Source organism: Paenibacillus sp. MMS18-CY102 (genome assembly GCF_009789195.1).
In the GTDB taxonomy this organism is placed as follows: Bacteria; Bacillota; Bacilli; order Paenibacillales; family Paenibacillaceae; genus Paenibacillus_T.
Genome location: NZ_WSTC01000052.1, coordinates 1 through 26,295 on the forward strand (window position 1 = coordinate 1; position 26,295 = coordinate 26,295).

At 52.8% G+C, this 26,295-nt stretch carries 25 protein-coding genes and 1 riboswitch; of the genes, 22 read left to right on the top strand and 3 right to left on the bottom strand.

Translation table 11 applies throughout. The features are described from left to right. Positions 1–934: energy-coupling factor transporter transmembrane component T (locus tag GON22_RS24285; protein ID WP_160398663.1), on the top strand; the 934-nt coding region annotated here is incomplete at its 5' end. 303 nt (positions 935–1,237) lie between these two features. Here GON22_RS24285 and GON22_RS26635 read toward each other — a convergent pair. Beyond that, positions 1,238–2,116, bottom strand: a complete 879-nt coding sequence (locus GON22_RS26635; protein WP_336604364.1) for an MFS transporter — start codon at positions 2,114–2,116, stop codon at positions 1,238–1,240. Further along, the gene (locus tag GON22_RS26310) at positions 2,016–2,441 is read right to left on the bottom strand and encodes an MFS transporter (protein WP_336604363.1); all 426 of its coding nucleotides are present in this window, start codon (positions 2,439–2,441) and stop codon (positions 2,016–2,018) included. Before GON22_RS26310 ends, GON22_RS26635 begins: the two co-directional genes overlap by 101 nt. A gap of 155 nt (positions 2,442–2,596) precedes the next feature. On the opposite strand from GON22_RS26310, the gene GON22_RS24295 reads away from it, so the two are divergent. The 17 genes from GON22_RS24295 to GON22_RS24375 all read left to right on the top strand — a co-directional run bounded on the left by GON22_RS24295 (position 2,597) and on the right by GON22_RS24375 (position 21,253). Continuing rightward, positions 2,597–3,598: a DUF4184 family protein gene (locus GON22_RS24295; protein WP_160398664.1), complete on the top strand. Its 1,002-nt coding sequence runs from the start codon at positions 2,597–2,599 to the stop codon at positions 3,596–3,598. Between the two features lie 34 nt (positions 3,599–3,632). Then, positions 3,633–5,111: an ATP-binding protein gene (locus GON22_RS24300; protein ID WP_160398665.1), complete on the top strand. Its 1,479-nt coding sequence runs from the start codon at positions 3,633–3,635 to the stop codon at positions 5,109–5,111. Beyond that, the gene (locus GON22_RS24305) at positions 5,108–5,797 is read left to right on the top strand and encodes a response regulator transcription factor (RefSeq protein ID WP_160398666.1); all 690 of its coding nucleotides are present in this window, start codon (positions 5,108–5,110) and stop codon (positions 5,795–5,797) included. Before GON22_RS24300 ends, GON22_RS24305 begins: the two co-directional genes overlap by 4 nt. A 41-nt stretch (positions 5,798–5,838) precedes the next feature. Then, positions 5,839–8,985, top strand: a complete 3,147-nt coding sequence (locus tag GON22_RS24310; protein ID WP_160398667.1) for an efflux RND transporter permease subunit — start codon at positions 5,839–5,841, stop codon at positions 8,983–8,985. A gap of 139 nt (positions 8,986–9,124) precedes the next feature. Continuing rightward, the gene (locus GON22_RS24315) at positions 9,125–9,460 is read left to right on the top strand and encodes a DUF3889 domain-containing protein (protein ID WP_160398668.1); all 336 of its coding nucleotides are present in this window, start codon (positions 9,125–9,127) and stop codon (positions 9,458–9,460) included. A gap of 78 nt (positions 9,461–9,538) precedes the next feature. Further along, a complete protein-coding gene (locus tag GON22_RS24320; RefSeq protein WP_160398669.1) occupies positions 9,539–9,850 on the top strand; it encodes a rhodanese-like domain-containing protein in 312 nt (103 codons plus the stop codon). 152 nt (positions 9,851–10,002) lie between these two features. Next, the gene (locus GON22_RS24325) at positions 10,003–12,225 is read left to right on the top strand and encodes a heavy metal translocating P-type ATPase (protein WP_160398670.1); all 2,223 of its coding nucleotides are present in this window, start codon (positions 10,003–10,005) and stop codon (positions 12,223–12,225) included. Positions 12,226–12,281: 56 nt separating this feature from the next. Continuing rightward, a riboswitch (cobalamin riboswitch) is annotated at positions 12,282–12,480 on the top strand. Between the two features lie 178 nt (positions 12,481–12,658). Beyond that, entirely contained in the window at positions 12,659–13,669 is a 1,011-nt protein-coding gene (locus tag GON22_RS24330; protein ID WP_160398671.1) for an ABC transporter substrate-binding protein, read from the top strand. Positions 13,670–13,706: 37 nt separating this feature from the next. After that, positions 13,707–14,711, top strand: coding sequence for a FecCD family ABC transporter permease (locus tag GON22_RS24335; protein WP_237179329.1), 1,005 nt, complete (start codon positions 13,707–13,709; stop codon positions 14,709–14,711). Beyond that, the gene (locus GON22_RS24340; RefSeq protein ID WP_160398673.1) at positions 14,708–15,517 is read left to right on the top strand and encodes an ABC transporter ATP-binding protein; all 810 of its coding nucleotides are present in this window, start codon (positions 14,708–14,710) and stop codon (positions 15,515–15,517) included. The genes GON22_RS24335 and GON22_RS24340 overlap by 4 nt, the downstream gene beginning before the upstream one ends. A 68-nt stretch (positions 15,518–15,585) precedes the next feature. Continuing rightward, positions 15,586–16,653 (top strand): nicotinate-nucleotide--dimethylbenzimidazole phosphoribosyltransferase, encoded by a 1,068-nt coding sequence (gene cobT / locus GON22_RS24345; protein WP_160398674.1) that lies wholly within the window; start codon positions 15,586–15,588, stop codon positions 16,651–16,653. Positions 16,654–16,667: 14 nt separating this feature from the next. After that, on the top strand, positions 16,668–17,255 hold the full coding sequence (gene cobU, locus GON22_RS24350; RefSeq protein WP_202113486.1) for a bifunctional adenosylcobinamide kinase/adenosylcobinamide-phosphate guanylyltransferase: 588 nt from the start codon (positions 16,668–16,670) through the stop codon (positions 17,253–17,255). Beyond that, complete coding sequence (gene cbiB / locus GON22_RS24355) at positions 17,252–18,241, top strand: adenosylcobinamide-phosphate synthase CbiB (protein WP_160398676.1); 990 nt, start codon at positions 17,252–17,254, stop codon at positions 18,239–18,241. Before cobU ends, cbiB begins: the two co-directional genes overlap by 4 nt. Further along, positions 18,223–19,041, top strand: a complete 819-nt coding sequence (gene cobS, locus GON22_RS24360; RefSeq protein ID WP_160398677.1) for an adenosylcobinamide-GDP ribazoletransferase — start codon at positions 18,223–18,225, stop codon at positions 19,039–19,041. The genes cbiB and cobS overlap by 19 nt, the downstream gene beginning before the upstream one ends. 39 nt (positions 19,042–19,080) lie before the next feature. Further along, on the top strand, positions 19,081–20,196 hold the full coding sequence (gene cobD / locus GON22_RS24365; RefSeq protein WP_160398678.1) for a threonine-phosphate decarboxylase CobD: 1,116 nt from the start codon (positions 19,081–19,083) through the stop codon (positions 20,194–20,196). 3 nt (positions 20,197–20,199) lie between these two features. Then, the gene (locus GON22_RS24370) at positions 20,200–20,907 is read left to right on the top strand and encodes an adenosylcobinamide amidohydrolase (protein ID WP_160398679.1); all 708 of its coding nucleotides are present in this window, start codon (positions 20,200–20,202) and stop codon (positions 20,905–20,907) included. A gap of 91 nt (positions 20,908–20,998) precedes the next feature. Beyond that, complete coding sequence (locus GON22_RS24375) at positions 20,999–21,253, top strand: hypothetical protein (protein ID WP_160398680.1); 255 nt, start codon at positions 20,999–21,001, stop codon at positions 21,251–21,253. A gap of 74 nt (positions 21,254–21,327) precedes the next feature. On the opposite strand, the gene gluQRS is transcribed toward GON22_RS24375, so the two are convergent. Continuing rightward, positions 21,328–22,290 (bottom strand): tRNA glutamyl-Q(34) synthetase GluQRS, encoded by a 963-nt coding sequence (gluQRS, locus tag GON22_RS24380; RefSeq protein ID WP_160398681.1) that lies wholly within the window; start codon positions 22,288–22,290, stop codon positions 21,328–21,330. A gap of 239 nt (positions 22,291–22,529) precedes the next feature. Between gluQRS and corA the strand changes: the two genes are divergently transcribed. The 4 genes from corA to GON22_RS24400 all read left to right on the top strand — a co-directional run. Next, complete coding sequence (corA, locus tag GON22_RS24385) at positions 22,530–23,486, top strand: magnesium/cobalt transporter CorA (RefSeq protein ID WP_160398682.1); 957 nt, start codon at positions 22,530–22,532, stop codon at positions 23,484–23,486. Between the two features lie 41 nt (positions 23,487–23,527). After that, positions 23,528–23,986, top strand: a complete 459-nt coding sequence (locus tag GON22_RS24390) for an NUDIX domain-containing protein (protein WP_237179330.1) — start codon at positions 23,528–23,530, stop codon at positions 23,984–23,986. Further along, complete coding sequence (locus GON22_RS24395; protein WP_160398683.1) at positions 23,986–24,843, top strand: phosphodiester glycosidase family protein; 858 nt, start codon at positions 23,986–23,988, stop codon at positions 24,841–24,843. Before GON22_RS24390 ends, GON22_RS24395 begins: the two co-directional genes overlap by 1 nt. A gap of 46 nt (positions 24,844–24,889) precedes the next feature. Next, positions 24,890–26,295 (top strand): helicase-related protein (locus GON22_RS24400; RefSeq protein WP_202113487.1); only part of this gene is annotated, 1,406 nt, incomplete at its 3' end.

Here is a 26,295-nt window from a genome sequence, read left to right on the forward strand (position 1 = left end):
CGCCCCATGGGCGCCGCCGCAGGCGCTCGCTGCAGCGCTCGCGCCTGCGCTAGCGGCACGCCGCGAAGCGGCGGCCGTTGCTGCCGGCGAAGCCTCGCCGGCAGCGGGGCGGCATGCCGCCCCGGCGGCTCCTCATGCTGAGCCGCCGCACTGCGCGCCGGCCCAGCGGCATCCTGCTGGGCCGCGCAGCCGATGGTTCGCTGCGCAATTGGATCCGCGTGCGATTATACTTGCGTACATGGCCTTTGCTTCAGCCGTTCTGCTTCAGCAGGCCTGGACGGGCTTGCTCGTTGCTGCTGCACTCGCAAGCGTGCTTGTATGGCTTCCGCTTCGCGCAGCCATTGCGCCTTGGCGCAGAGCAATCATGCTCTACATTCAGATGGTTGCTGTGCTTTTTGTAATTGGGGGACTGACTTTCTCGCCACTGGGCTTCCAGCTTTCAGCAGCGCTTAATACAGGGTTTAATCTTTGCCGTTTGCTTGTCGTTATGATGCTAGGGCTACCGATAAGTGCACTTATGACGCCGCTTCGCTTGCAGCGGGCATTGGAGCAAACATTCGGCTGGCTGGAGCGATTTCGAGTTCCAGTATCCAAATTTGCTCTAACCGTCGCTCTTATTTTTCGATTTATTCCGATGCTAAGCAGCGAATGGGAACGCTTTGCACGCATTGCACAAGCGCGCGGCAAAATGGCAGCACAACCTGGCAAGGTGCCGATGCGAATGCTTGTCGCCGTGCTCGCGCCTTTTTTGCTCGCAATGCTGCGTGATGCCGAGCAGATGACAGAAGCGCTGGAGGCGCGGGGGTATGGCCGGATCGATGTGAAGCCTACAAGAGGCCTCGTGCTGCGATGGGCGGCTCAAGATACGTTAATTGTGCTTGCAAGCATTATTATTTTTTTGTTCTTATATACAGGAAACCGATGGTTCACGTAGCTGCTTCTTAGTACGAGTTTTTCCGCAAAAAGAAGGGTGTCCCAAAGCGTAAGCTTCGGGGCACCCTTCTTCATTTATAAAAATGTAACGGACCGAGCGGCCCTTATTCGATCCAATTCAACCACATTTGGGTTGTAACGGACTCAGCCAGCAGCCGCTATATGGCCATTTTCTTCCTCATAGGGCATCAAAATTACTAAATAACGGCCACTGGGTCCGTTACATTTGAAATCTGCCCATTTGGAGCAACATAGCGGCCCTGGAGTCCGTTAGAACCTCTCTTTTCCTCGTTCAACCCATCATTCAACTGCATGTTTGTTCGACATTCTGGCGCCGCGAACTGCTCCAATAATACGTCAAAGCGGCCGCGAAAATCCCAACAGCACCGCCCAGCCAAAAGCCGCTATTAATGCCCCACTGGTCATTCATCCAGCCTGCCACGAAAGGGCCGGCGAACATGCCCATGGCATATACCGCTTGATAAAAGCCCATTGCGGTCGCTCGCTCGGAGATTGGAGCTTCCCGTATCGCTAGGCTAAGCAGAAGCGGGAATAGCAGCCCTTGCATAAACCCGTTTACGGCTTGCGTTGCGGCTAGCCAGATCAAGGATGGGCTGAAGGCGACGAGCGCCGTCGTTATCGCGCCTAATCCAAAACCAGCACGGAGAAGCCGCCATTCGCCGAATTTGTTTGATAATACGCCACCAGCGAGCAAAGAAGCGAGGGCATGCGGGATCATGAAAGAGAACACGATGCCTGTTAGCAGCCAGCCGTCAGCACCAAGATCTTGCGCCTTAAGAGGCGTGAAGCCGAACATCGAAATGAACAGCATCGCATGCGCCATTACTGAGAGCACAGAAGCACGGACAAGCGTGCGCTGCCGTACTACGCCTCGAAATAATGAAGGGGATAGGCGCGGCATGCGCTTGGCAGCGATAGGGGTCTCAGGAATGGATAACGCAAATGGGATGCCGATCACTGCAGCCCCCACGCCAGCAAGAAAAGCTGTATTCCAGCCGAAGCCATCTGCTAGAGGAGCGCTGAATGCCATGCCCGTTAGTTGGCCAGCAACTGTCATCGCGCTAATTTGCCCCATTGCTTTCGATGTTTCGCCTTGTGGGAACATTGAAGCATACATAACCGTAAAAGCGGACCACGTTGAGGCGCATACCCCTGCTGTAATGCGGCCTGCAAGCGGCCAGCCGGACCAACCGGGAATGATGAACAAGTATGCAACTTGCAGCTCCTGCCGCCAGCCCAAGCATAATAAACGGTTTGCGGCGCCCTTTTGCATCTGACCATAGCCCGATTGGGAATCGAATGAGCAATTGGACGAAACCATAGCTGCCGAGCACGATCCCAATGAACGCTAATGAGTAGCCTAGTGATGACAAGTAGGGGGATAAAATCGGGACGTACATATACATCGATGTCCAATACAATACCGTCATGATGCCAAAACGTACACGATGCGCACGGCTAAACGAACTGCTGATCTCTGATGCCATAATGATAAGAAGCCTCCTTGCTCTATCGAAGAGTCCGTGCCTACTTGCTTTACTTTAACGCTTTGATCGAAACTATGCTATCCGTTCCAAAAATCTTTTTGTGAAAATCATTCGTCAAGGAATATAATGGAATTCTGTTAGAAGGAGGGCGAATTATGCCGTTTACATTGTCTCATCCCGCATTTGCAGTGCCTTTGCGCCGGTATTTTCCAAATTTAAGTATAGCAGGACTCGTATTAGGCAGCATGTCGCCTGATCTTGAGTACTTTGCCAATATGGAAGCACGCGGTACGATTGGCCATCAGTTTATTGGATTTATGCTTATAGGGTTGCCGTTATGCTTCGCTATTTATTTCAGCTATGAACGGGTCATACGCCCGATGCTGTCCGCATTCATGCCCAACCTGTTCGGTTTAAAGCGTTTTGTACGGGAATGTTATGAACGGGGAGAACCTTTGTCGCTAGCGGGCTGGTTTCATTTTGCGGCGGCGGCGTTTGTCGGGTATTTGACCCATATGTTTATGGATGCTTGGACGCATGGGAGCGGGATTTTTGTTCAGCATTTGCCCGGGCTTACAGTACACACGCTAGGCATGCCGCTATTTCAACTGCTGCAGTTTGCCTTCTCTGCCTTGGGGGCTGCGGTTATCGCAATATGGGGTTTCATCCAATGGTTGCGATGGTTAAAGGATGCGCCGCGAAGCGGCACTAATCACAGCGCCAAATTACTCGAATACGCGCGTGATCCATGGGTATGGCCGTGGGCATTGCTAATCGGCATGTTTACGATGCTCATTAAGCTCCTTTTCTCTGTCGATCCAGGCGATTTATCGATTTGGTTCGCAGCACCTTTCTCGGCAGCAGCACTAGGCATATTCGGTGCATGCCTGCTGGGGCGCTCCCAGAAACATGGCCAATTAGGTGCAGGTTTTAGGTTGGTGGCTTTGTGGCTCGCGCTTTTAGGCGCATTAAAGTTCGAAGCGCATATCTATTTATTGCATCAAATCGGCATTTCGACATCTCGGTTAATGGATTGGATCGTCACAATGTGGGGGCTCGTCGCAGTGATGGCCGTGATTTCATTGCAAATGAACCGGATCGTTAATAAATTTGTAAGAAATGGTTTGAAAACCGTTAATAAACGAACGTTATCCTAATAGAAGATACTTATTAAGCATAAGGCGTGATGATGTGTCGATTCGCGGTAAACTGCAAGTCGCATTATGGGCCATGGTTATCGTGCCGAACGTGATCATGATTAGCTTGATTGTACTCCTGCTTTATTTTTTGAGTGACCAGACGCTGCACGAACTCATGAATAATGAGAAAAATATGGGGTACAAACAAGCGACTACGCTTGGAGAGCTATCGTACGTGCTTCATAATGATCCACAGCGGCTCGATGATCCGCAATATGTCCAGCAGTTAAAAGATAGGCTTGAACCTTTGTCAGCCGGATTTGTCGTTGAACATGATGGGGAGCAGCCAATTGTCGTAGCGCCAATGCTCAAGCACAAATCGGGAACCGATGACTGGAAAGATGTGTTGAATGCGGGCGATAGCACGAATATCGGCGGCTACCGGTACCAAATCCATCATCTCAGCATCACGTACCCAGATGGTTCACACGGGTCAGCCGTGTTGTTCCGGCAAGAGGAGTCGCTTCCTATTTATTGGAAAGTTCTCGTTCCGCTCATCGTGCTGTTAGCGCTGGTTGCGACGAGCATTTTCTTAACGTATTTAGTATCTCGCAGCATTATCCGGCCACTGTACTCGCTGAAGCACGCGGCGGAGCAAATTAGCGAAGGCAGGCTGGACGGCGAGGTGAAGTCGACGACTAAGGATGAGATTGGGGAGCTAGCCGAAGCTTTCGAGACGATGCGAGTTCGACTAAAGGCGTCTATCGAAGAACGGCTGCAGGATGAAGACAATCGCAAGATGCTGCTGTCGCATATTTCCCATGATTTGAAAACGCCGATAACAGCGATTAAAGGCTATGTGGAGGGCATACTCGACGGGGTTGCGAATACGCAGGAAAAACAGGAAAAGTACTTGCGCACCGTATATCGGAAGGCAACGGACATGGATCGGCTCATTGATGAGTTATTCTTGTTTTCGCGGCTGGATATGCACCATGTTGCATATGACTTTAAACCGATTGATTTGCGGCGGTATCTGGCCCATTACACCGAAGAATTACAATTTGAGTTGGAGAAAGAATCAATTGCACTCGTAAGCTCGGGCATTGAAGGCCCGCCATTAATCGTTGTTGCAGATCCGGAGAAGCTAGGCCGTGTATTTCATAACATCATAGGCAACAGCATCAAGTACATGAATACGGAGGATGGAGCAGCAAACCGGTTTTTAGCAATTCAGGTTTCTGAGAATGAGGAGGAAATAACGGTAGAACTTCGGGACAACGGTCCTGGGGTATCGCCTGAGTCACTCCCCATGTTATTCGATCACTTCTACCGTACCGAACAATCGAGAAATGTGGAGACGGGCGGCAGCGGGTTAGGGCTAGCGATTGTCAAGCAAATCATGGAAGGCCATGGCGGTGCTGTTCGTGCAGAGCTGCCGCCAGACGGGGGATTGGCGATCATCGTCACGCTCCATCGATGGCCAGAACACGACAAGCAAGAAACAGCAGGTGGTGAGAAGCAGCAATGAAGAACATCTTAATAATTGAGGATGAACGTACGATCGCCGAGCTTCAGCGGGATTACCTGGAAAGCCATGGTTACAGGGCGGATATCGAAGGCAAAGGCGACATTGGCTTACGAAGAGCGCTTGATGGGCAATATGACCTGATTATATTGGATCTCATGCTCCCACACACCGATGGGTTCGAGATTTGCCGGCGCATTCGGCAAGAAGCGGATATTCCGATCATCATGATTTCCGCCAAGAAGGAAGATGTCGATAAAATCCGTGGCCTTGGCCTTGGCGCGGACGATTACATGACAAAGCCTTTTAGCCCAAGTGAGCTGGTTGCAAGGGTTAAAGCGCATCTTGCCCGTTATGACCGGTTAACCGGAGACAGCCGCGAAGCGCAACAATCCTTGACGATTCGGGGATTAACGATTAATAAGCTGACGAGGCAAGTAAACATTAGAGATCGAGATATGCTCTTAACGAGCAAGGAATTCGATTTGCTGCTATTGCTTGCTGCCCATCCCAACCGGGTGTTTACGAAGGATGAACTGTTCGAGCGCGTATGGGGACTGGAATCGATCGGGGATAGCTCGACGGTGACGGTTCACATCCGCCGGCTTCGCGAGAAGATCGAACTGGATCCGTCCAATCCCCAATACATTGATACCGTGTGGGGTGTAGGTTACCGGCTCAAAGTGTAGCAAGCAATCACATCTAGATAAAAAGAAGGAGTGGACAAGCTGTGCGAAGTCTAATTAAGTTCTCATTAAACAATAAGTTTGCCCTGTGGATCATGACGATTATCGTCTTGCTAGCTGGCATTTTCTCCGGCACACAGATGAAAATGGAGACGTTGCCTGACATTACGATTCCAATCGTAAATGTAACGACGGTTTATCCAGGCGCTGCGCCTGAGGAAGTAATGGAAAATGTCACCAAACAGATTGAGCAGCATACGCGCAATCTTGAAGGCGTTAAGTTGGTGACCTCTACCTCGATGGAGAATGCTTCATCCGTCGTCATTGAGTACGATTTTAGTACGGATATGGAGAAAGCGAAAGCGGCAGTTAGCGAAGCGCTTAGCGGGCTGAAGTTCCCCGATGGCGTTGAGCAGCCGGATATTACGCGCATCAGCTTGAATGCATTCCCGGTACTGTCCCTGAGCGCGGCGAACAAAGATTTGTCGCTGGAGCAACTCACGAAGCTCGTAGAGTCTGAAGTTCTCCCTTCCATTGAAGGCGTTGAAGGCGTCTCATCGGTCCAAATTTCGGGCCAACATGTGAAGTCGGCTGAACTGACGTTTAAACAAGACAAGCTGCAACAATATGGCTTATCGGAAGATTTGGTTAAAGGCATCATTCAAGGCTCTGCGGTTTCAGCGCCCCTTGGCCTGTTCACCTTCGGCAATGAAGAAAACACGGTCGTCGTGGATGGCAACGTATGGTCTGAAGACGATTTGAAAAATATTGCAATTCCGCTTGTCCCAGCCGGAGCAGGTGCTGGCGCAGGTGCACCAGCAGGCGGCAATGGGGCTGCCGGCCAATCGCCAAATAATAATGCTTCTGCAGCCAACGGTATTGTTAAGATCCATTTGCCGACAGTTAAGCTTTCTGAGATTGCTGACCTGAAGGTAGTAGGCAAAGCTTCGTCGATTTCCCGCACGAACGGTGAAGACGCAATCGGCATCTCGGTCGTGAAAGCCGCGGACGCGAATACGGTTGATGTTGTTAACAACGTGAAGGATCAAGTTAAGAAGCTGATGGACGACAACAAAGGGCTTAACATCGTAACTGCGCTTGACCAAGGCAAGCCGATCGAACAGTCCGTTAATACGATGCTGAGCAAAGCATTCATCGGTGCAGCATTTGCAATCGTCATTATTTTGATTTTCTTGCGCGACATTCGTTCGACCGTTATCGCTGTCGTGTCGATTCCGCTCTCGATCTTCATCGCTTTGCTGATTTTGAATCAGATGGATGTAACGCTTAACATTATGACGCTTGGTGCGATGACTGTTGCAATTGGGCGGGTTATCGACGACTCGATTGTCGTTATCGAGAACGTGTACCGCCGGATGTCGCTCTCCTCGGAGAAGCTGACAGGCAAGCAGCTTATTCTCGAATCGACGCGTGAGATGTTTGTTCCGATTCTCGCTTCGACGATCGTGACGATTGCCGTCTTCTTGCCAATGGGCTTCGTGTCCGGCGCAATTGGCCAAATATTTATGCCGTTCGCGCTGACAATTGTATTCTCCTTGTTGGCGTCGCTGCTTGTAGCAATTACGGTCGTACCGATGCTGGCGCATATGATGTTCCGCAAAGGGCTCAAAAACGCGAAGCATCATGAAGATAAGCCAGGCCGTCTCGCAGGCCAATACCGCCGCGTGCTGCGCTGGACCTTGGACCATAAGCTGATCACGTCTTTGTTAGCTGTTGTGTTGCTCGTAGGAAGCTGCATGCTCACGCCGTTAATCGGTTTTAGCTTCCTTCCTTCCGAGGGAGAGAAGACGATGATGATTACGTACAACCCTGCCCCAGGCGAGACGCTGGACCAGGTGAAAGCAATGGCAACGAAAGCGGAGAAAGAGCTTGTTGGCCGCAAAGACGTTGAGCTGATGCAATATACGGTTGGCGGAGGCAATCCGTTCAGCCCAGGCGCAGCAAAACAAGGGCTCGTGTACCTGACGTACAACGAAGATACGAAAAACTTTGAAGACGAGAAAACGGCTGTAGTCGATATGTTAAAAGGCCTAGGTGGCCAAGGCGAATGGAAGCAGCAGGACTTCACCGGTGGCGGTATCGGCGGAAGCGGGCTGTCGCTAATCGTTTATGGTCCAGACATGGAGACGCTCCAAACGGTTGTGAAGGACGTTGCTGACAAATGGCGGGCAAATAAAGAATTAACGAATGTGGACACAAGCCTAAGCGAAACGTATAAGCAGTATCGCCTCGTAGCAGACCAATCGAAGCTGAGCCAGTACGGCCTGACAGCTGGCCAGGTGGCGATGGCATTAGCGCCAGTGCGCCAACAGCCGCAACTGACGACGATTGAGAAGGATGGCGAGAAGCTGAGCGTATACGTTCATGTGGATGCGAAGGAATATGGCAGCATTTCGGATCTCGAAAATAAACAACTAATATCGCCTGCTGGCTTCCCAGTTTCCTTGAAGGACGTCGTGAAAGTCGAAGAAGGCACGTCGCCGAACACGATTACACGCCGCGATGACAAGGTTTATGCCGAAGTAACAGCAGATGCAAAGTCGGCGGACCTGTCCAAAGTTTCCACTAACATTCAAAGTGAGCTTGATGCGATGAAGCTGCCAACTGGCGTAACAACGGAGATGGGCGGCGCAACGGAAGACATGAACGAGGCATTCTCGCAGTTAATCCTTGCCATGCTTGCCGCAGTCGCGATTGTCTATTTAGTGTTAGTCATTACGTTTGGCGGTGCGCTAACACCGTTCACCATTTTATTCTCATTGCCATTTACGGTTATTGGGGCATTCGTCGGCTTGTACATTGCAGGCGAGACGATAAGCGTTACTGCATTGATCGGCATGCTCATGCTCATTGGTATCGTCGTAACGAATGCAATCGTATTGATCGACCGTGTTATTCAGAAGCAACGTGAAGGCTTGGCGGTTCGGGAAGCATTGCTTGAAGCAGCAGGCACACGCTTGCGCCCGATTCTTATGACGGCAATTGCTACGATCGGCGCATTGCTGCCGCTTGCGCTCGGATTTGAATCCGGCGGCCTGATTTCCAAAGGGCTCGGCATTACCGTTATCGGCGGCCTGACAAGCTCGACATTGCTCACGTTGATCTTCGTGCCAATGGTTTATGAGCTCATTAACCGCAAACGCAAGTTCAAGGATGCTTCTGCCGAATAGGGTGAAGCAATTCCTCCTCATGAGGGTGTCTCCAGCGTCATGGCAACATGGCGAGGGAGGCGCCCTTTTTTATCGCATGAAGCGAATAAAGCAACGCTCCCAACTGCAACCTAAAGATGGGTGAGGTTAAGGAGGAAGCATGTTTATCGTTCATTTGATACTAACGTTAGGAATCGGTTGCTCGCCGCTAATGCCAGTAAGCATGGCAAGCAGCGCCCCCATTGCATCAATACAACAGCAGCCGGAGTACGCCAAATGGGGGCGGATTGCTGTCCAAACCGCGATCAATCAGCAGCAGGCTGAGGTGATTGATTATGCGTATCAAGGGAAGTTTGCGGCAAGCGCAACCGTATCCGAGTATCGATTCCGATTGTGGATGCGCAAGGATAGCCGGGAGTATGGGCTTATCGTTCATGTGTTCGTGAATGAATTGACAGGCCAGCAGCAGCGTATCGAATTGGAGGCTCTGCATTAAACTGGACATGGCCCACAGCCACCATGTACAATTTGGTAGAGAAATTTATGAATACGAATGGGCTGGAGGAGAGCATAGATGTACGGAGAGATCAGTACTGATGAATTGTTGCAAAAACTAGAGGCTGGCGAGAAGCTTTGCCTCATTGATGTTCGCGAAGCGGATGAATGGCAGGATGGGCATATTGAACAGGCGATTCATTTGCCGCTTTCGGCTTTGCCTGCACGGCAGGGCGAACTGACGGAAGGCGAAGAGCCGTTCTACATTATTTGCCGCAGCGGCAACCGCAGTGGCAGAGCTTGCGAATATTTGGCTACGCAAGGCTATGAAGTCATTAACGTCACTGGCGGAATGCTGAATTGGAATGGCAATGCGATAACGGGCGAATAAGCAAATAAAGGAATGGAATGAATGAAAACCCTCACTCTCGGATGGCATTTGTGCCAAGAGTTTTGAGGGTTTTTTGGCATGCAGACATGCTAGCGGGCTCATCCTCATACAATGGGTGGGAGATAGTGAGTACCCAAAGGAGGTTGTCCTCCATGACATTACGAGGAGATTCGGTTTCTGTCGATTTGCGAATCGGAGGCATGCACTGTTCAGCTTGCGCGGCTCGAATCGAGAAAACGTTAAGCCGGATGGCAGGTGTTCAGCAGGCTGCAGTCAGCTATGCTTCGCGTTCGGCATGGGTTGTTTATGAACCCGAGCAGCAATCGACGGATTCGATCCAGCTAGCGATTAGCAAAATCGGTTTTCAATCAGCCCCTGTTGGGAAAGCAAGTTTTGATCATCAGGAGCGCCGCTCACTGCTGTTTCGCTTATTGCTGTCGGCAATGTTGACTTTGCCTTTGTTATGGACGATGGCCCATCACATTGCGTGGCTGTCGTTTTTGCCAGTTCCCGGCTTATTCATGAATCAATGGCTTCAGTTAGCGCTTGCGACGCTCATTCAGTTTATTCCAGCAGCGCCTTTTTATTATGGGGCTTATTATGCACTCAAGCAGCGATCTGCGAACATGGACGTGCTCGTCGCGGTTGGAACGACAGCCGCCTATTTATACAGCCATTACATGGTGTTTCGTGGCGGAGAGGGCGTTGGGACTGCTCCATTATATTTTGAAACGTCAGCGGTCGTCATTACGGCGGTATTGCTGGGCAAATGGATTGAAGCAAGCGCAGCTAGGCGCACGGTGGAAGAACTGGGCGGTTATGGCGCTTTACAGCCCGATCAGGCTGCCGTCATTCGCGGTAATGAAACCATGATGAGGCCAACAACTGAACTGTGTATAGGCGACCAGATTCGTGTCGAAGGGGGCGAACGGTTTCCGGCAGACGGCTCGCTTGTTAGTGACGCGGCAGAGGCGGATGAATCGCTCTTAACTGGCGAAAGCAGGCCGGTCGTAAAGCGCAAGGGGGAACGGCTTTATGCGGGGACGATGAATCTGCGCGGCACCGCAGTGCTGTCCGTCCAGTCTGCTGGCGAAACAACGGCGCTCCATCGCTTATCTGCTATGATGCGGGAAGCGTTGGCTTCCAAAACGTCGGTGCAACGGAAAGCAGACCGATTAGCGGGCATTTTCGTCCCAATTATGCTGCTGCTGGCAGCTGCCACTTTTGTTTTATCCTATGGGTGGCTAACGGCTGGGAATGCAGAAGCAGCGTTTATTCGCGCATTAGCTGTGCTGCTCGCTGCCTGCCCTTGTGCACTTGGATTGGCAACGCCGCTGTCGTTGGCTGCAGCCGCCGCTTTTCTGTCCAAGCGAGGGATCGTGCTTAAGCAAGCTGACGCGCTTGAAACATTAGCAAGATTGCGAGCTGTTGCCTTTGACAAAACCGGCACGTTAACGGAGGGCCGAGCCAGCATTTCTGCGATATGTTCGCCTTCGATGCACCCGGCAGCGCTACTGCGGTTGGCTGCAGCTGCTGAAGCGAATGCGGCGCATCCGTTTGCAAGAGCGGTACGGGATGCGGCTATGAAGCAGCACGGCCTAACGCCGCCTAACCGAGTGCCTTCAGCGCCGCCAGTCGAATCAACGGGCGGCGTATTGCTAACGTTGGATGGATCGACTGTGGCGGTAGGTTCGGAGCGATATATGGCTGATAAGGGGTGGCTGATAAAGGCGGCTATAGCGAAGTTTGCTGAAGAGCGTGAGAAGCGGGGAGAAACGGTGTGGCATGTGGCAGTAGATGGCCGATGCGAAGGGGCAATCGCGTTAGCCGATCACATTCGCCCGGATGCTGCCATTACGGTATCGAAGCTACGAGCAGCTAACATGCATGTGGCGCTGGCTTCTGGCGATCGCCGGGCATCAGCGGCGGCGGCGGGCGCATTGGCGCGCATAGCGGATGTGCAAGCGGAGCTTCGGCCCGAGCAGAAGGTCGAGCTAATTCGTGCGCTGCAACGAAAACACGGTGCCGTTGCGATGGTTGGGGACGGATGGAACGATGCGCCGGCGCTTGCTGCCGCAGATGTCGGTTTTGCGATTGGGAGCGGCGCTGAAGCATCGATGGGGGCGGGGCAGATTGCGCTAATGCATGGGCGGCTGTCTGGAATTACGGATGCATTGGTTACAAGCCGGTTAACGATGGGGAATGTTCGGCAAAATATTGCGCTGGCGTTTATTTATAACGCGGCCGTTATCCCAAGTGCAGCGCTTGGCAAGCTAGAGCCATGGATGGCTGGGACGGCAATGGCGCTAAGCTCTTTATCGGTCGTCGGCAATGCGATCAGGCTCCGCTTACAGCTGCGGAGATCTTGTAAATGATAGACAAATGGTATCGTCGGTGATATAGTAACTACAGCAAAAATGGAATATGGAATACGAGAAGGTGCTTTCTGCTTCATTGGTTTTGAATGAAGGGAAGGCTTAATAGGGAAGCTGGTGAAACTCCAGCACGGACCCGCCACTGTAAAGAAGTGTCCACCGCCAAGGCGGACAACTGTATCGGCAATCGTCACTGGGCTATCCCGGGAAGGCGCCGAATATACGGGCTTCAAGTCAGGAGACCTGCCTGCTCGTTAACGCTATGCCCTACGTGGAATTAGGGAAGGTGTTGGATTAGCGCTCGCGCCTGGCAAGGCGGCCTCTAAGATTGAGGCTAGCATTGCGGACGCCATTGTTCTCTGGAACAAAAGCATTTCCGACCCTTGAGTCGGAAATGCTTTTTATTTTTTTATAGGAAATAGGAGGATTTGAGATGCATCGGAATTCAAAATGGATGGCAGGCATGCAGCGTTTGTCCTTGCTTGCCGTAGTGCTCATGTTGGCACTTCTGGCCGCTTGCGGCAGCAACACAAAATCGGAGCCTGACAAGGCGCCGGCTAAGCAAGAAACGGTAACGACGGATACGGAAAACAACAATGCAGCACAAGAGGGACAAGCGCCCGCAGCGACAGTTTACCCGTTAACGGTGAAAGATGATTCCGGCACTGAGCTGACGTTTAATGAAGCGCCTAAACGCATTGTCTCCCTTTTGCCGAGTGAAACCGAAGTTGCATTCGCCATTGGTGCAGGCGACCGCGTAGTTGGGGTTGATGAGTATAGCAACTATCCAGAGGAAGCGGCGAAGCTGGAGAAGGTTGGCGACATGACGTCCAACATCGAGAAAATCGTTTCTTTGAAGCCGGATCTCATACTCGCATCGGTGTCGATGAACACGCAGGCAATTGAACAGCTGCGCGCACTGAAGTTGAATGTTTATGCTTCGGATCCGAAGACATATGATGCGGTTGTAGCGAAAATCCGTACGATTGGCCAAGTGGTCGATTTGCAAAAAAATGCATCAGATACAGCTGCCCACATGGAGCAAGTGAAGGCTGATGTGATCGAAAAAGTAAAATCGGCCGACAAGCCGAAAGTATTCCTTGAGTTCTCGCCAGGCTACACGGTCGGTAAAGGGGAGTTCCTAGACGAGCTAGTTACGCTTGCTGGCGGCGAAAATATCGCGACCGGCAAGAGCTGGTATGAATTTGATGCGGAGCAGATCGTGAAGAGCAACCCGCAAGTGATCGTGTACTCCTCGTGGTTCGAGTCGCCCAATGCAATCCTTGAAGGCATTAAGGCTCGTCCGGCTTGGAAAGTAATCGATGCTGTTAAAAACAACCGTCTTGTCGAAGTGCCGGCAGATCCGCTGTCCCGTGTAGGCCCGCGCCTTGCTGAAGGTCTAGAGTCGCTGGTTAAAGCGATTCATCCGGAATTGTTCCAATAACATGAGATTTCGATATGTCCTGTATGGAGGAGCCGCGATGCTCCTCCTTGTTGGTTCTATCGGGGTTTGCTTATCGATCGGTTCCGCCGGCTTATCGGTTATCGATGTGTGGGGCATCATGCTCCACTGGGTGACTGGCATCCAACTGGGCGGGGCGGAATATCCAGATTCTGACGTCGCAATCGTCACGCAGCTTCGGCTATCCCGCGTACTATTGGCAGTTCTCGTAGGAGCATGCCTGGCAACTGCCGGGGCGGGCTTTCAAGGCGTGCTGCGCAATCCATTGGCGGATCCATTTACGCTCGGCGTCGCATCGGGTTCATCTGTCGGGGCAGCTTTTCTCATCTTGTTCGGTTTTCAATCGTTTATTGGTCTTTGGTCTATTCCAATTGTCTCTTTTATTACCGGAGTTATAACGCTGCTTGGCGTGTTGGCGCTTGCCCGCTCGCGGGGGACGATGAATATTGAGACGCTTGTGCTGGCGGGAGTCATAGTTCAGTCTTTTCTCGGGGCGTTCGTTTCCTTTATGGTTTCGATGTCCCAGGGCGTCGTAAACCAGATTTTGTTCTGGCTGATGGGGAGCTTGGCGCTCCGCAGCTGGGAGCATGTATACATGGTGTTGCCGTTTCTAGCAGTCGGGCTTCCGCTTATCTTGATGAACGCGCAACGATTGAATTTATTCGCCTATGGTGAACGCCATGCCGCACATCTTGGCGTGCATGTCGAGCGTACGAAGCTAATCGTGCTCATTGCTTCGACCTTGCTCACGGCGGCAGCTGTATCGGTATCCGGCGTGATCGGCTTCGTTGGCCTTGTTGTGCCTCACTTATTGCGCCTGATCTGCGGTCCAGATTACCGGTTGCTGGTTCCGTTGTCTGCAGTATGCGGAGGGATTTTCGTCCTATGGGCAGATACGGTTGCCCGAATGGCGCTTAGCCCGCGGGAAATTCAGCTTGGCATCGTCACCGCAATCGTAGGCGCACCATTCTTTGCATTGTTGCTGTACAGAAGGAAGCATGGCCGAGGGAGGCTGGGTGCATGATCGAAGCGCAAAGGCTAGGCCGGACGGTCGATGGCGTACCGGTGTTACGTGATATTTCTTTCTCATTTGCTGCACCGGGAATGTATGGTATTATCGGACCTAATGGCGCAGGGAAAACGTCGCTGCTTCGGTTATTGTCCGGCGTTGACCGGCCTACCGCAGGAGTTGCCCTGTTAGATGGCAAGCCTTCCGCTGATTATCCCAGGAAGGTTCTGGCAAGAAGGATGGCTGTGCTTCAGCAGGGAGGGCTTCCTTCAGTTGGGTTCACCGTAGAAGAGACGGTAGCCTTAGGCCGTTACCCGTACCAAGGCTGGTTCGGAGACGAGCAAGAGGATGCGTCGCCGATTATAGAGGATGCATTGGCTAGGATGGGGCTGTCCCATCTGCGGGACCGTACGGTCGATCATTTGAGCGGCGGAGAACGGCAGCGAGCGGCATTGGCGCAAGTAATGGTTCAGAATCCAGAAATCTTGCTGCTGGACGAGCCGACCACCTATCTCGATATCGGCTATCAGCTGCAGTTGCTTGATACTGTCGCGCAATGGCAGCAGGAACGCGCTCTGACGGTCATCGCCGTGCTTCACGATTTGAATTTGGCAGCCCTATATTGCGATCAGCTGCTCGTCCTTAAAGATGGGAGCTTATATGGATCGGGTACGCCAGAGGAGATCGTTACGCGCGAACTTGTTCGCGAAGTATATGGAGCAGAGGCGGACATTATGCCGCATCCGGATAGCGGAGCGCCGCAAATTCTGCTTCGCCCGAAACGAATCGCTTCAAGGCATCGGGCCTTTACAAATGTATAATCCAACGAACGGCGAATGGGATTCGTCGTTCTTCTGTTGTTTGAACTGAAGAGAGGGGAAATGAAAAGATGGCAATCAGTAATCAAAATACACAAGTTGCACTTGAGCTTGGCCGGATTCGGCCGCTAGATGAAGAGGCAATGCAATTAACGGATGTTCGGCTCGCGAATTTGACAAAGCCGCCGGGCAGCTTAGGCAAACTTGAGGACATAGCCCGGCAGCTTGCGGGCATCACAGGTGAAGTAGACGCAGACCTGTCGCGCAAAGCGATTGTTGTCATGGCAGCTGACCACGGTGTATGTGAAGAAGGCATTAGTGCCTTTCCTGCCGATGTAACGCCACAGATGGTCATGAATTTCCTGTCTGGCGGAGCTGCGGTTAATGTGCTGGCCAGACAAGCTGGAGCTGACGTAGTTTGCGTTGATATCGGCGTAAACGCCGAGCTGGAGCATCCCCAATTGTACGCGCGCAAGCTGATGCACGGCACGAACAATATGGCAAAGGGACGTGCGATGGAGCATGAAACGGCTGTGCAAGCTTTATTGACGGGCATTGAGGTTACTGACAAGCTGTGGGAACAAGGTTATCGTTTATTTGCTACGGGCGAGATGGGCATTGGCAACACGACGGCGAGCGCTGCGGTTATGTCCGTCTTGACAGGCTGTTCGCCAGAGGATGCCGCAGGGCGCGGCACTGGCATTGACGATGCAAGGCTTGCGCACAAAGTTGATGTCATTCGCCGTTCCATTGCGGTGAATGAACCGAACGCCGCAGATCCGCTTGATGTATTAAGCAAAGTCGGAGGATTGGAAATCGCCGGGCTCGCGGGCATTATTCTTGGCGCTGCAGCACGTCGCTGCCCTGTCGTTATTGATGGTTTCATCTCCTCAGCGGCTGCACTAATTGCTGCTAGAATGATGCCGGATGCCGTTCATTATATGATCGGATCCCATTTATCCAATGAGCAAGCGCATAAGAAACTGCTTGATGCAATTGGCTTGTCGCCAGTTATCCATCTGGATATGCGTTTAGGCGAAGGCACCGGGGCTGCGCTCTGTTTCCATCTGATTGAAGCGGCCCAACGATTGCTGAAGGAAATGGCTACATTCGACAGCGCCGGCGTATCGCGGGGTTAATGGGAGGGAGCAAGTTGGCATATTTAATTACCGGCGGCGCTCGCAGCGGGAAAAGCTTATTCGCAGAACAATGTGCGTCACGGCTTGCATCACGAGGCATTTATATCGCCACTTCACGCGTTTCCGACGATGAGGAAATGCACCAAAGGGTCAACCTCCATCAGCAGCAAAGGGAGCAATCCACATTCCGTTGGGAAACGATAGAGGAGCCTGATCTGCTTGCGGACCGGTTAGTGGACATTGGCAAGCGTGCAGATGAACAACTGCTGATTGGCCAGCAACCGCCAGCCGTTCTAGTGGATTGCCTAACCTTATGGCTGACGAATCGCCTATTGCACCACGAAGCGTCACCGCCTGAAATGCTTGAGAACGAGATTAACCAACTTGTCGAAACGGTCGCGTCTTATCGCCATCCCTTGCTGCTTGTTACGAATGAGGTAGGTAGCGGGATCGTGCCTGCCTATTCGCTAGGAAGGATTTTCCGCGATGTGGCTGGCCGCATGAACCGTTTATTGGCAGAGCGTTGCGAGCGTGTGTTTCTAGTAGCCAGCGGTATTCCCGTTGACCTAAAACGAATTGCGTTCTCGTGGGACGAGCTATGATCTGCTTCGGATATTCATGGCCAGAGCTGCTGCTTATGTCGGCTGCCGCTATTGTTGTCGATCTGCTGCTCGGCGATCCCAAGTGGCCAACGCATCCCGTCATCCGAATCGGGCAATGGATTGGCTGGCTCGAAAGGCGCTTGAGACGAGATGAAGCAAAGTGGGCGACCCCTTCCCGGCTTCGGGCAAGGGGTATCGTGCTAACCGTCACAACGGTAGCGCTAGCTGCTGGCATAATGATGGCTGCCGTCTGGTTTGCTAATTGGATTCATCCTTGGGTGGGGTACGCGGTGAGCGTTTGGTTTATCTCGACGACGATAGCAGTTAAAGGATTGAAGGATGCGGCAATGCTGGTGTATAAGCCGCTCGTGCGTGGCGATTTGAATGAAGCTAGAAAATATGTAGGGTATATTGTGAGCCGGGATACGCAGCAATTAAACGAGCCACAAGCCGTTCGGGCGGCTGTTGAGACGGTCGCTGAGAATACAGTAGATGCGTTTCTCTCGCCGCTCATCTTCGCCATGTTAGGCGGAGCGCCGCTTGCGATGGCATATCGAGCGGCAAACACGCTGGATTCGATGGTCGGGTACCGAAACGACCGTTATTTGCATTTTGGCTGGAGCTCCGCTCGGCTTGATGATGTATTGAACTATATTCCTGCGCGTATAAGTGCCGTCATTATGCCACTAGCGGCAATGTTCTTCACTGGGATGTCAGCCAAAAACGGTTGGAAGGCGATCTCTGCATTTGCTAGCAAGCATCCTAGCCCGAATAGCGGCATACCCGAATCGGCAGTTGCTGGAGCGCTGGGCATTGAGCTTGGCGGCATTAATCACTATTTTGGACATAGCAGCGAACGGGCTCGCATGGGGTGGCCGCTACGGTCGCTTGAAGCGAACGATATTTTGCGAACGGTGAAGCTGCTCTATGCGAGCTGCGGGCTGATGATGATAGGAGTGTTGGGCCTATGGTGGGCCGTGCAATAAAACAGGGCATGCAAGGCGTTATAGCCGCTATTCAATTTCTGACGCGCATACCGATTCCGCTGCAAGTGCCATTTGATCCCCCCACTTTAGCGCGCAGCTTGTACGCTTTTCCCTTTGCGGGACTGCTCATTGGGCTGCTCACAGGTGGCGGCGCTGCTTTGCTGCAGCTGTTGGATACCCCGATGATAAGCGCGGCGTTGCTGCTGGGATGGTGGATTCTATTAACCGGCGGATTGCATCTTGATGGCTGGATGGATACCGCGGATGGCGTGCTTAGCGGACGTTCACGTGAGCGAATGCTGGACATTATGAAAGATAGCCGTGTCGGTGCGATGGGTGCTATAGCTGGCTTCGTGCTGATGTTAGTAAAATTCGCAGCTTTATATACGTTGTTTGATCGTGCGGATGATCAGCTGTATCCGTTTGCCCTGCTCGTGCTGGCTCCAGTATGGAGCCGCTGGTGGATGACGGCCGCAATTATGGGCTGGCCATTTGCTCGCGAAGGCGGGCTTGCTGTGTTGTTCGCAAAAGCAAGCAAGAAGCATGCAGCTGGCGCAGCGGCCGTTGCAGCAGGATGTACATTGCCGGTTATAACTGTTGCGGTTCAGGCGGGCATGCTTGGTCCTGACGCATGGTTCGTTGTAGCCGTTCTTATTGCAGCAACGTGTTTATTTGGCTGCTTAATGGCAAGATGGCTGAATAACAAGCTAGGCGGATTAACTGGCGATACCTATGGGGCGATGAATGAAGGGCTAGAAGCTCTAATTATTGTCTTTATTTGTTGGCTGTGTGCAGTGTAAACAAACGAACCAACTAACGAGCGTGAAGGAGGATGCACAATGCTAGAACGGTATGGGCATGGAGGCGATCTGGTGACGGCAGCCGAAATGTATGGGTTGCCAGCGTCAGGCTTCGTCGATTTCAGCTCCAACATGAATCCTTTCGGGCCGCCTGACGCGGTACGGCACGTTATGGAGCAGCGGTGGCAGGACCTCGATCAATATCCAGATCCAGCAGTACGTGGGTTGCGGGGCAAAATAGCATCACGCCACGGGATTACGATGGATAACGTCCTCTGTGGAAATGGTGCTGCGGAAATCATCGATCTCGCCATCCGTGCGCTTCGACCTGGCGCTTCTGTCGCACTGGCTGTGCCAGGCTTCGGCGAGTATGCGGATGCGGCACATAAATATGGAGGCGAACTGTTTACAGTGCCCTTGCTTGAAGAAGAGCAGTTTCAGTTATCTGAGCTCCGGGTGTTCGAGACTGTTGAACGCGACAAGCCTGGGCTGTGGATGCTCGGTTCACCGAATAACCCGACCGGGCAGCTAGTGAATCGTGAGCTTGTGCTGCGGCTGGTTGCAACTGGCGCATTCGTCGTCATTGACGAAGCTTTTATTGACTTCATAGCTGATGAGGATCGATTAACGCTTGTGCGTGAAGCTGCTACATTGCCAAATTTGTTAGTCATTCGGTCGATGACGAAGTTTTATTCCGTGCCTGGCGTACGGCTCGGATATGCGGTAGGCTCTCCAGCTGTGATCGAAGCGATGCGCAGGCTGCAAACGCCATGGAGCGTCAATTCGCTCGCCCAATGGATGGGAGAGGCTGTGCTTGCGGACGAAGCTTATGCGAAACGTACGTTAGCATGGTTGGCAGATGAGCGCCCACGCCTTACTGCCTCGTTGCAAGCGCTTGGATGCCATGTATTTGAAAGTGTGGTCAATTACTTGCTGGTGAAGCTGCCCGACCGCTGCGCACTTGATGCTTCGGAACTGCAAAAACGAATGGGCCAGCGCGGCGTGTTAGTACGGGATGCTTCACATTTTGCCGGGCTAAATGGACGGTTTATCCGTGTAGCAGTAAAATTGCGAGAACAAAACGAGCAATTAGTTGCGAAGTTGCAAGCCGTATTGCAAGAATCCGGCTCTCAATCGGAAATGGAACGAGGGTAGCTGATGCAGCCCTTCCGTTCAGAAACCCGATTTGAATCCCGCAGCTGGGAAGGCGTTGTTGCTGAGCTTATCGATGACCGGATCATCATCCGAACGCCTGGCCCTTTAGATACACTAAGCAATTCAGTGTACCGAGGCGGAAGGGCGCGAGCCAGCCATTACGTCAATTGGCGAGTTCCGCTTACTTATAATTCGGATGACCCGAATCGCGATATCGAACGCCAACTCTGCCAGTGGCAATGCGACGCATCGCAATCGGTTGTGCTCATGACCGCTGCGAAGCTGACGCATGCTTCGATCATCGAAGCCGAGGATGAACGTTTTCGCTTATTCTGCCTTACGACTGCTGGAACGGGCAATGCCGCTCGGGCAGGGTCGCAGCGCAAAGTGTATGAGGCATGGCGGCCAGGCACGATTAACACATTCCTGCTCTTCGATGGGCAGCTTGGCGAACCGGCGATGGTGAACGCATTAATGACAGCTGTTGAAGCGAAAGCCGCTGCACTGCAAGATATTGGGCTTTGTGATTCCGATAATGGATTAATCGCCACGGGGACGACTACGGATGCAATTGTCATCGGGGCAAGCGGCAACCGTTCGTATGGTGCTATCCATGGCTATGCTGGCACTGCGACGTCGGTGGGAGCAGCTGTTGGACGCCTAGTATACGAATCAGTGCATGAATCTGTCAGGACGCAGCATCAACCCTAGTGCTTTGCAACAAACTTATCGACAAACACGTCAGTCCCATTGGATAATGTTTCATAGGCTGGATAAAGGAACATGGAACGGGGGTGTCGATATGCTCGAATGGATCATTCTGCTGTCAAGTTGTGGCGCAGCGTTCGCAATTCCCTATATCATGCGGCAGATAATGGTTCCCGTCCAATTTGGCGGCGGCATTCTGTTTGTTGTGTTATATGCTGGCGATTATTTGAACATGGTTACGCCTTATATGGCATTATGGATTTTCGGTTCGTTGTGTGGGCTTGCAATGCGGGTGGAGGAAGCGGCGCGTGAGGCGAAGGAAGCGCACGAACGGGAGTATCATTACTAAGAGATGAACAAGGAAATAAAAAACGCGTTCGTGCCGAAGCCGATCGCGTTTTTTGGCGTTAATGGAGTGAGGAATTACGAGTTGTAAAGCCATTGCAGTGCCGATTGATCGACAATGGCGGGCTCGTGAGGGATGCGGTCAATGTTAAAGTTGGCGATGAGCTCAGCTGCTTGTATAGGCTCTGCGCGAGCAATGAGGCCGCTCATTGCAGCTAACAAACCGATTACCCGTTCTGGCTGTATGCCGCGCTCGCGAATGGCAGCGAGTGAGAGCGAGCCGTCTCGTTTGGCCAGGCGGTTGCCATCTGTGCCAAGCAATAACGGCACATGGGCGAAGCGGGGAGGGGATGCGCCAAGGGCATCGTACAGCGCTAGTTGTCTAGGCGTTGAATCAAGCAAATCATAGCCGCGCAATACATCGGTAATGCCCATCGCAATGTCATCTACGACGACGGCCAGTTGATAGCTGAATAGCTCGTCAGCCCTTCTTACAACAAAGTCTCCTCCAGCGCCCGGAGGAAAGTCTTGCTGGCCAGCGATCCCGTCTTGAAACGAGATGGCTTGCTCCCCGATGGCGAAGCGAATGGACGGCAGCTTGCCCAATCGGCGCGCAGCGCGTTCCGTTTCGTTAAGGTAACGGCAAGTGCCAGCATATGCAGGGCCCTCCGCTGACAATCCATGTGGCGCGCTTGCGACTGCAAGCAGCTCTGCACGGCTACAGAAGCATGGATAGAGCTGCCCGCGCTGCTCCAGCCGTTCAAGTGCTTCTGCATATAATGGTTCACGCAAGCTTTGGACATAGGGAGCGTGAGGGCCGCCTACATCTGGCCCTTCATCCCAATCTATGCCCAGCCATCGCAAGTCTTCCAGCGCTTGGTGCGCAAAATGTGGCTTGGAGCGCGGCTTATCGATATCTTCCATACGAAGTACGAATTGTCCGCTAGCTTGGCGGATTTGAAGCCAGGCAAGCAGTGCGGTGCGCGCATTGCCAATATGCATAAGCCCCGAAGGCGTCGGGGCGAATCTGCCGCGAAGCATAAGTATGCACCTCGATTGAATGGGGCAAGAAGGCGAGAAAGCGTTGCATTTGCCCATTGTGGTTAAATAGATTCGTAAGCGTCCTAATTGCCAAGCTATATTCAAAATATTCTATCACGGCGCTCCAATAAGGTGCAATTGAATGGGCTTGAAGGAATGTCGCACTTATAGCGAGTCATGGTACAATAGTTGCATTTCATAGATTTTGGAACATGGTTAAAGTACCGGAGGTTAAATAGATGCTGTCGATAATGGCTGTGACTAAGCAGCATGAGCGGGTACAAGGATTAAGCCTAGAGGATATCCGGCTGCGTTATGAGGCATATGAATGGTTTTGGATCGATTTTGACCAGCCTTCTGATGAAGAGATCGGGCTGCTTGAAACGATGTTTCATTTTCACCCCCTTGCGATTGAGGACTGCCTGCATCGGCTGCAGCGCCCGAAGCTCGACCATTATGGGGAAACGCATTTTTTTGTTTTGCATTCGCTACAGCCCGAAACGCTGTTCGTTCATGAGGTGAATTTGTTCATCCATGAACGGTTTATCGTTTCCTTCCATATGCAGCCCTCCCCTGAACTAGGAGCGGCTATGGCGAAAATGATGGCATCGACGAAGGGGCTGCACAGCTGCACGCTGCATGGTGCATATTTGGTGATGGATGAGTTGGTCGACCGTTATTTTCCGGCGATGTATGCATTGGATGACCAACTGGCTGAGAAGGAGATCGACGACACGAGCCGTTCAGGCACGGCGTTGCTGGATGAGATCTTCGCGATCAGGGCTAAGCTGCTTCACCTTCGCAAGACGATTATGCCGATGCGTGATTTGCTGTATCGGTTGCTTAGCTCGGACCGGATAGAAGGGCTGAATGAGCAGCGCGCTTTCTTTGCTGACGTGCACGACCATCTCTTAAAGCTGTCGGAGATGCTGGATGCCAGCCGAGAGATGACAGCAGATTTGCGCGACAGCTACATCTCCTATAGCTCCAATCGAATGAACGGCATTATGAAAACATTGACCGTCATTACGACTATTTTTATGCCACTCACCTTTATCGCAGGGCTTTATGGCATGAACTTCGACCAGATGCCGGAGCTTCATATGCGTTGGGGATATTTTGGCGTGTTGGCGGTAATGGCGATTTTGGGCGGTTGCATGTTCCTATGGTTTAAGCGTAAAGGCTGGTTCGATTAATGGGGATATGCGAGCGTTGGCGTAAGTAGAGGAGGAGCAAGATGATGAAAAAAGTACGGATGGCAACAAAAGCAATCATACGCAGGGACGATCAGCTGCTTTTAATTAAATTCGAGGATGCTCATGGTGTCCATTATGGGTTCCCTGGAGGCGGCCAGGAGCATGGCGAGACGCTTCATCAGGCGATTATTCGCGAGTGCCTAGAAGAAATCGGCCAGGATGTAGAGCCGTTGGCTCTTGTTTATGTACGCGAATATATTGGCGCTAACCACGAATTTGCTGACCATGAAAGCCACTTTCATCAGGTCGAATGCTATTTTGAATGCCGGCTGCTATCTGAACGGCCGTTTGATTCCGCTTCGGTGCCCGATACGAACCAAATCGGGGTAGAATGGGTGCCGCTCGATCAATTGGATCATATCTTGCTAGTTCCCCAATCACTTGGCCGTATTATTCGGTCAGGTGAAGCTGGCCCAGTCTATGTCGGTGATATAATCTAATGCAGCCATCGGAAGGCAAGGGAGCTACGCCACTAGGCGATCGGAAGGAAGAGCGGCCGTCCAAGGCGGCAGGCATTATCGCGATTGTTTTTATCGCAGTTGCCGTCTCGCTTGCAGCAAGCGGGATTGCGGTTTGGATTACAACAGGCTCTCAGCAGATGCGGGAGAATAACAAGCCTGATTATGATGGGTATGCTTATGAGTTGAAGCAATCAGGCAGTGTTAAGCTGCATACGCTCGTGACCGAGCCGGAGCGGGTGACCTTGGAAGCGGTGCGCGGCAACGTAAGCGCTTCGCGTTTCTACGGTATTAACGGCGGATTTTTTTATAACGGGCAGTTGTTAAGCATTGCAGTTGTGAATGATCAACCTGTCGGCGGCCAAGCAGGCGCTTATGGTTCGGGAGCAGACAATATGCGCGTTCCGCGCGGAACGCTCGTATGGGACGGTGTGAAAGATCAGTTATCTGTGCAAGTTGTATCGAACCAAGCTGAGCTGGCTGTCAGTGACCGGGACCATTACTGGGCACAAGGCGGCATTAGCATGAAACCGAAGGACGAAGCAGGCTGGCAACAACAAATCGAGAAAGAATTAGCGCCTTTCCCGGATGATGATCGGCTGCGCACAGCTGTTGTGTATGATGCAGAAGGGCATTTATACCTTATCGTGACGAGCACGAAGACGACGCTTGCAGCATTTCGAGTGGCGATCATTGCATCGATTCCGACGATTGAAGATGGCATTTTTCTGGATGGTGACGGTTCGTCCCAGCTGCGTTCATTCGAAGCGTCGTTATCAGGCGATGGACGGCGTGTGGAGCAAATGATTCGGCTGGCAAGGAAAGATGAGAAGTTGTAATAATTCGGTGTGTTTTGTGAGAAAGGAACGGATGGGATTGAAAGGATTGAAACCATTACCGATAGATGAAGCCATTCCTGATCTAAAACGGTCACTTGCAGCACGGCCTAATGCTGTATTGGTTGCACCGCCAGGGGCAGGCAAGACGACGCGCGTTCCGCTAGCGCTGCTTGAGGAGGAGTGGCTGGGCGACCGAAAAATCGTCATGCTGGAGCCGCGCAGGCTTGCTGCCCGCTCTGCTGCAACGCATATGGCTGCATTGCTAGGAGAGAAGGCGGGCGAGACGGTCGGTTATCGGGTGCGCCTCGATACGAAGGTTGGGCCAACAACGCGGATCGAGGTTGTGACGGAAGGCGTGCTGACGCGGATGCTGCAGGCTGATCAAGCGCTAGAGGATGTCGGCGCTATCTTGTTTGATGAATTCCATGAGCGGCATTTGCAGGGCGACTTGGGATTGGCGCTCAGCTTGCAGTCGCAATCCCTGTTACGGGAAGATTTGCGCATTCTAGTTATGTCGGCGACGCTAGAAGCGGTGCCGGTCGCGCGTTTGCTAGGCGACGCACCCGTCATTGAGAGCCAAGGGCGAGCTTTTCCGGTTGAGACGTTTTATGCGGAGAACAATCTTGGGCTTACAAGCGCAGGCACCTGGTTGGGCATTGGAATGGGCACAGGAAGGCCAGTTGCTGGGAGCTGGGGCAATGCCAATCGGGAAGATACGCTCGAATCCCGTGTTGCGCGTACCGTGGCAGCGGCGCTTGGCCGGCATGCTGGCGATCTTCTTGTATTCTTGCCAGGCATGCGTGAAATGCGCCGTGTGGAATCGTTGCTTCTGCAACAAGGCATTGGACAGGTCAATGGCGTTGAAATCGCTTTGCTGCACGGAAGCATGCCGCTGGAGGAGCAAGGCAGGGCAATTGCGCCTTGTGAAGAAGGCAAGCGCAAAATCGTGCTCGCAACGTCAATTGCGGAGTCATCCTTGACCGTTGAAGGCGTACGCGTTGTCATCGACAGCGGCTTAATGCGCGTCCCGCGCTTTTCGCCACGAACGGGGATGTCGCGGCTGGAGACCGTTCCGGTTTCTGCACCTTCCGCGGACCAGCGGCGCGGCCGCGCTGGACGCGTAGCGCCTGGCGTATGCTACCGGCTCTGGACGGAGCAGGAGCAGCTCTTGCTTGCGCCGCGCAGCACGCCGGAGCTGCTGGAAGCAGATCTTGCGCCGCTCGCGCTGGAGCTGGCGGCCTGGGGCGTGCAGACGCCCAGCGAGCTAGCCTGGCTGGACGAGCCGCCAACGGGCGCTTATGCGAGCGCCTGCGCGCTGCTCCAGCAGCTCGGCGCGCTGGACGCGGGGCTGCGCCTCACGCCAGCGGGCCAGCGCATGGCCGCGCTTGGCGCCCCGCCGCGCCTCGCGCGCATGCTGCTTGCCGCGGCGGCGCATGGCCCCGCCGCGGCGGC

Excerpts from the sequence above, each read along its gene's own strand:
- GON22_RS26310 (WP_336604363.1), bottom strand. The coding sequence starts at position 2,441 with ATGGCATCAGAGATCAGCAGTTCGTTTAGCCGTGCGCATCGTGTACGT.
- GON22_RS24295 (WP_160398664.1), top strand. The coding sequence starts at position 2,597 with ATGCCGTTTACATTGTCTCATCCCGCATTTGCAGTGCCTTTGCGCCGG.
- GON22_RS24305 (WP_160398666.1), top strand. The coding sequence starts at position 5,108 with ATGAAGAACATCTTAATAATTGAGGATGAACGTACGATCGCCGAGCTT.
- GON22_RS24315 (WP_160398668.1), top strand. The coding sequence starts at position 9,125 with ATGTTTATCGTTCATTTGATACTAACGTTAGGAATCGGTTGCTCGCCG.
- GON22_RS24320 (WP_160398669.1), top strand. The coding sequence starts at position 9,539 with ATGTACGGAGAGATCAGTACTGATGAATTGTTGCAAAAACTAGAGGCT.
- GON22_RS24325 (WP_160398670.1), top strand. The coding sequence starts at position 10,003 with ATGACATTACGAGGAGATTCGGTTTCTGTCGATTTGCGAATCGGAGGC.
- GON22_RS24330 (WP_160398671.1), top strand. The coding sequence starts at position 12,659 with ATGCATCGGAATTCAAAATGGATGGCAGGCATGCAGCGTTTGTCCTTG.
- GON22_RS24335 (WP_237179329.1), top strand. The coding sequence starts at position 13,707 with ATGCTCCTCCTTGTTGGTTCTATCGGGGTTTGCTTATCGATCGGTTCC.
- GON22_RS24340 (WP_160398673.1), top strand. The coding sequence starts at position 14,708 with ATGATCGAAGCGCAAAGGCTAGGCCGGACGGTCGATGGCGTACCGGTG.
- cobT (WP_160398674.1), top strand. The coding sequence starts at position 15,586 with ATGGCAATCAGTAATCAAAATACACAAGTTGCACTTGAGCTTGGCCGG.
- cbiB (WP_160398676.1), top strand. The coding sequence starts at position 17,252 with ATGATCTGCTTCGGATATTCATGGCCAGAGCTGCTGCTTATGTCGGCT.
- cobS (WP_160398677.1), top strand. The coding sequence starts at position 18,223 with ATGGTGGGCCGTGCAATAAAACAGGGCATGCAAGGCGTTATAGCCGCT.
- cobD (WP_160398678.1), top strand. The coding sequence starts at position 19,081 with ATGCTAGAACGGTATGGGCATGGAGGCGATCTGGTGACGGCAGCCGAA.
- GON22_RS24370 (WP_160398679.1), top strand. The coding sequence starts at position 20,200 with ATGCAGCCCTTCCGTTCAGAAACCCGATTTGAATCCCGCAGCTGGGAA.
- GON22_RS24375 (WP_160398680.1), top strand. The coding sequence starts at position 20,999 with ATGCTCGAATGGATCATTCTGCTGTCAAGTTGTGGCGCAGCGTTCGCA.
- gluQRS (WP_160398681.1), bottom strand. The coding sequence starts at position 22,290 with ATGCTTCGCGGCAGATTCGCCCCGACGCCTTCGGGGCTTATGCATATT.
- corA (WP_160398682.1), top strand. The coding sequence starts at position 22,530 with ATGCTGTCGATAATGGCTGTGACTAAGCAGCATGAGCGGGTACAAGGA.
- GON22_RS24390 (WP_237179330.1), top strand. The coding sequence starts at position 23,528 with ATGATGAAAAAAGTACGGATGGCAACAAAAGCAATCATACGCAGGGAC.
- GON22_RS24395 (WP_160398683.1), top strand. The coding sequence starts at position 23,986 with ATGCAGCCATCGGAAGGCAAGGGAGCTACGCCACTAGGCGATCGGAAG.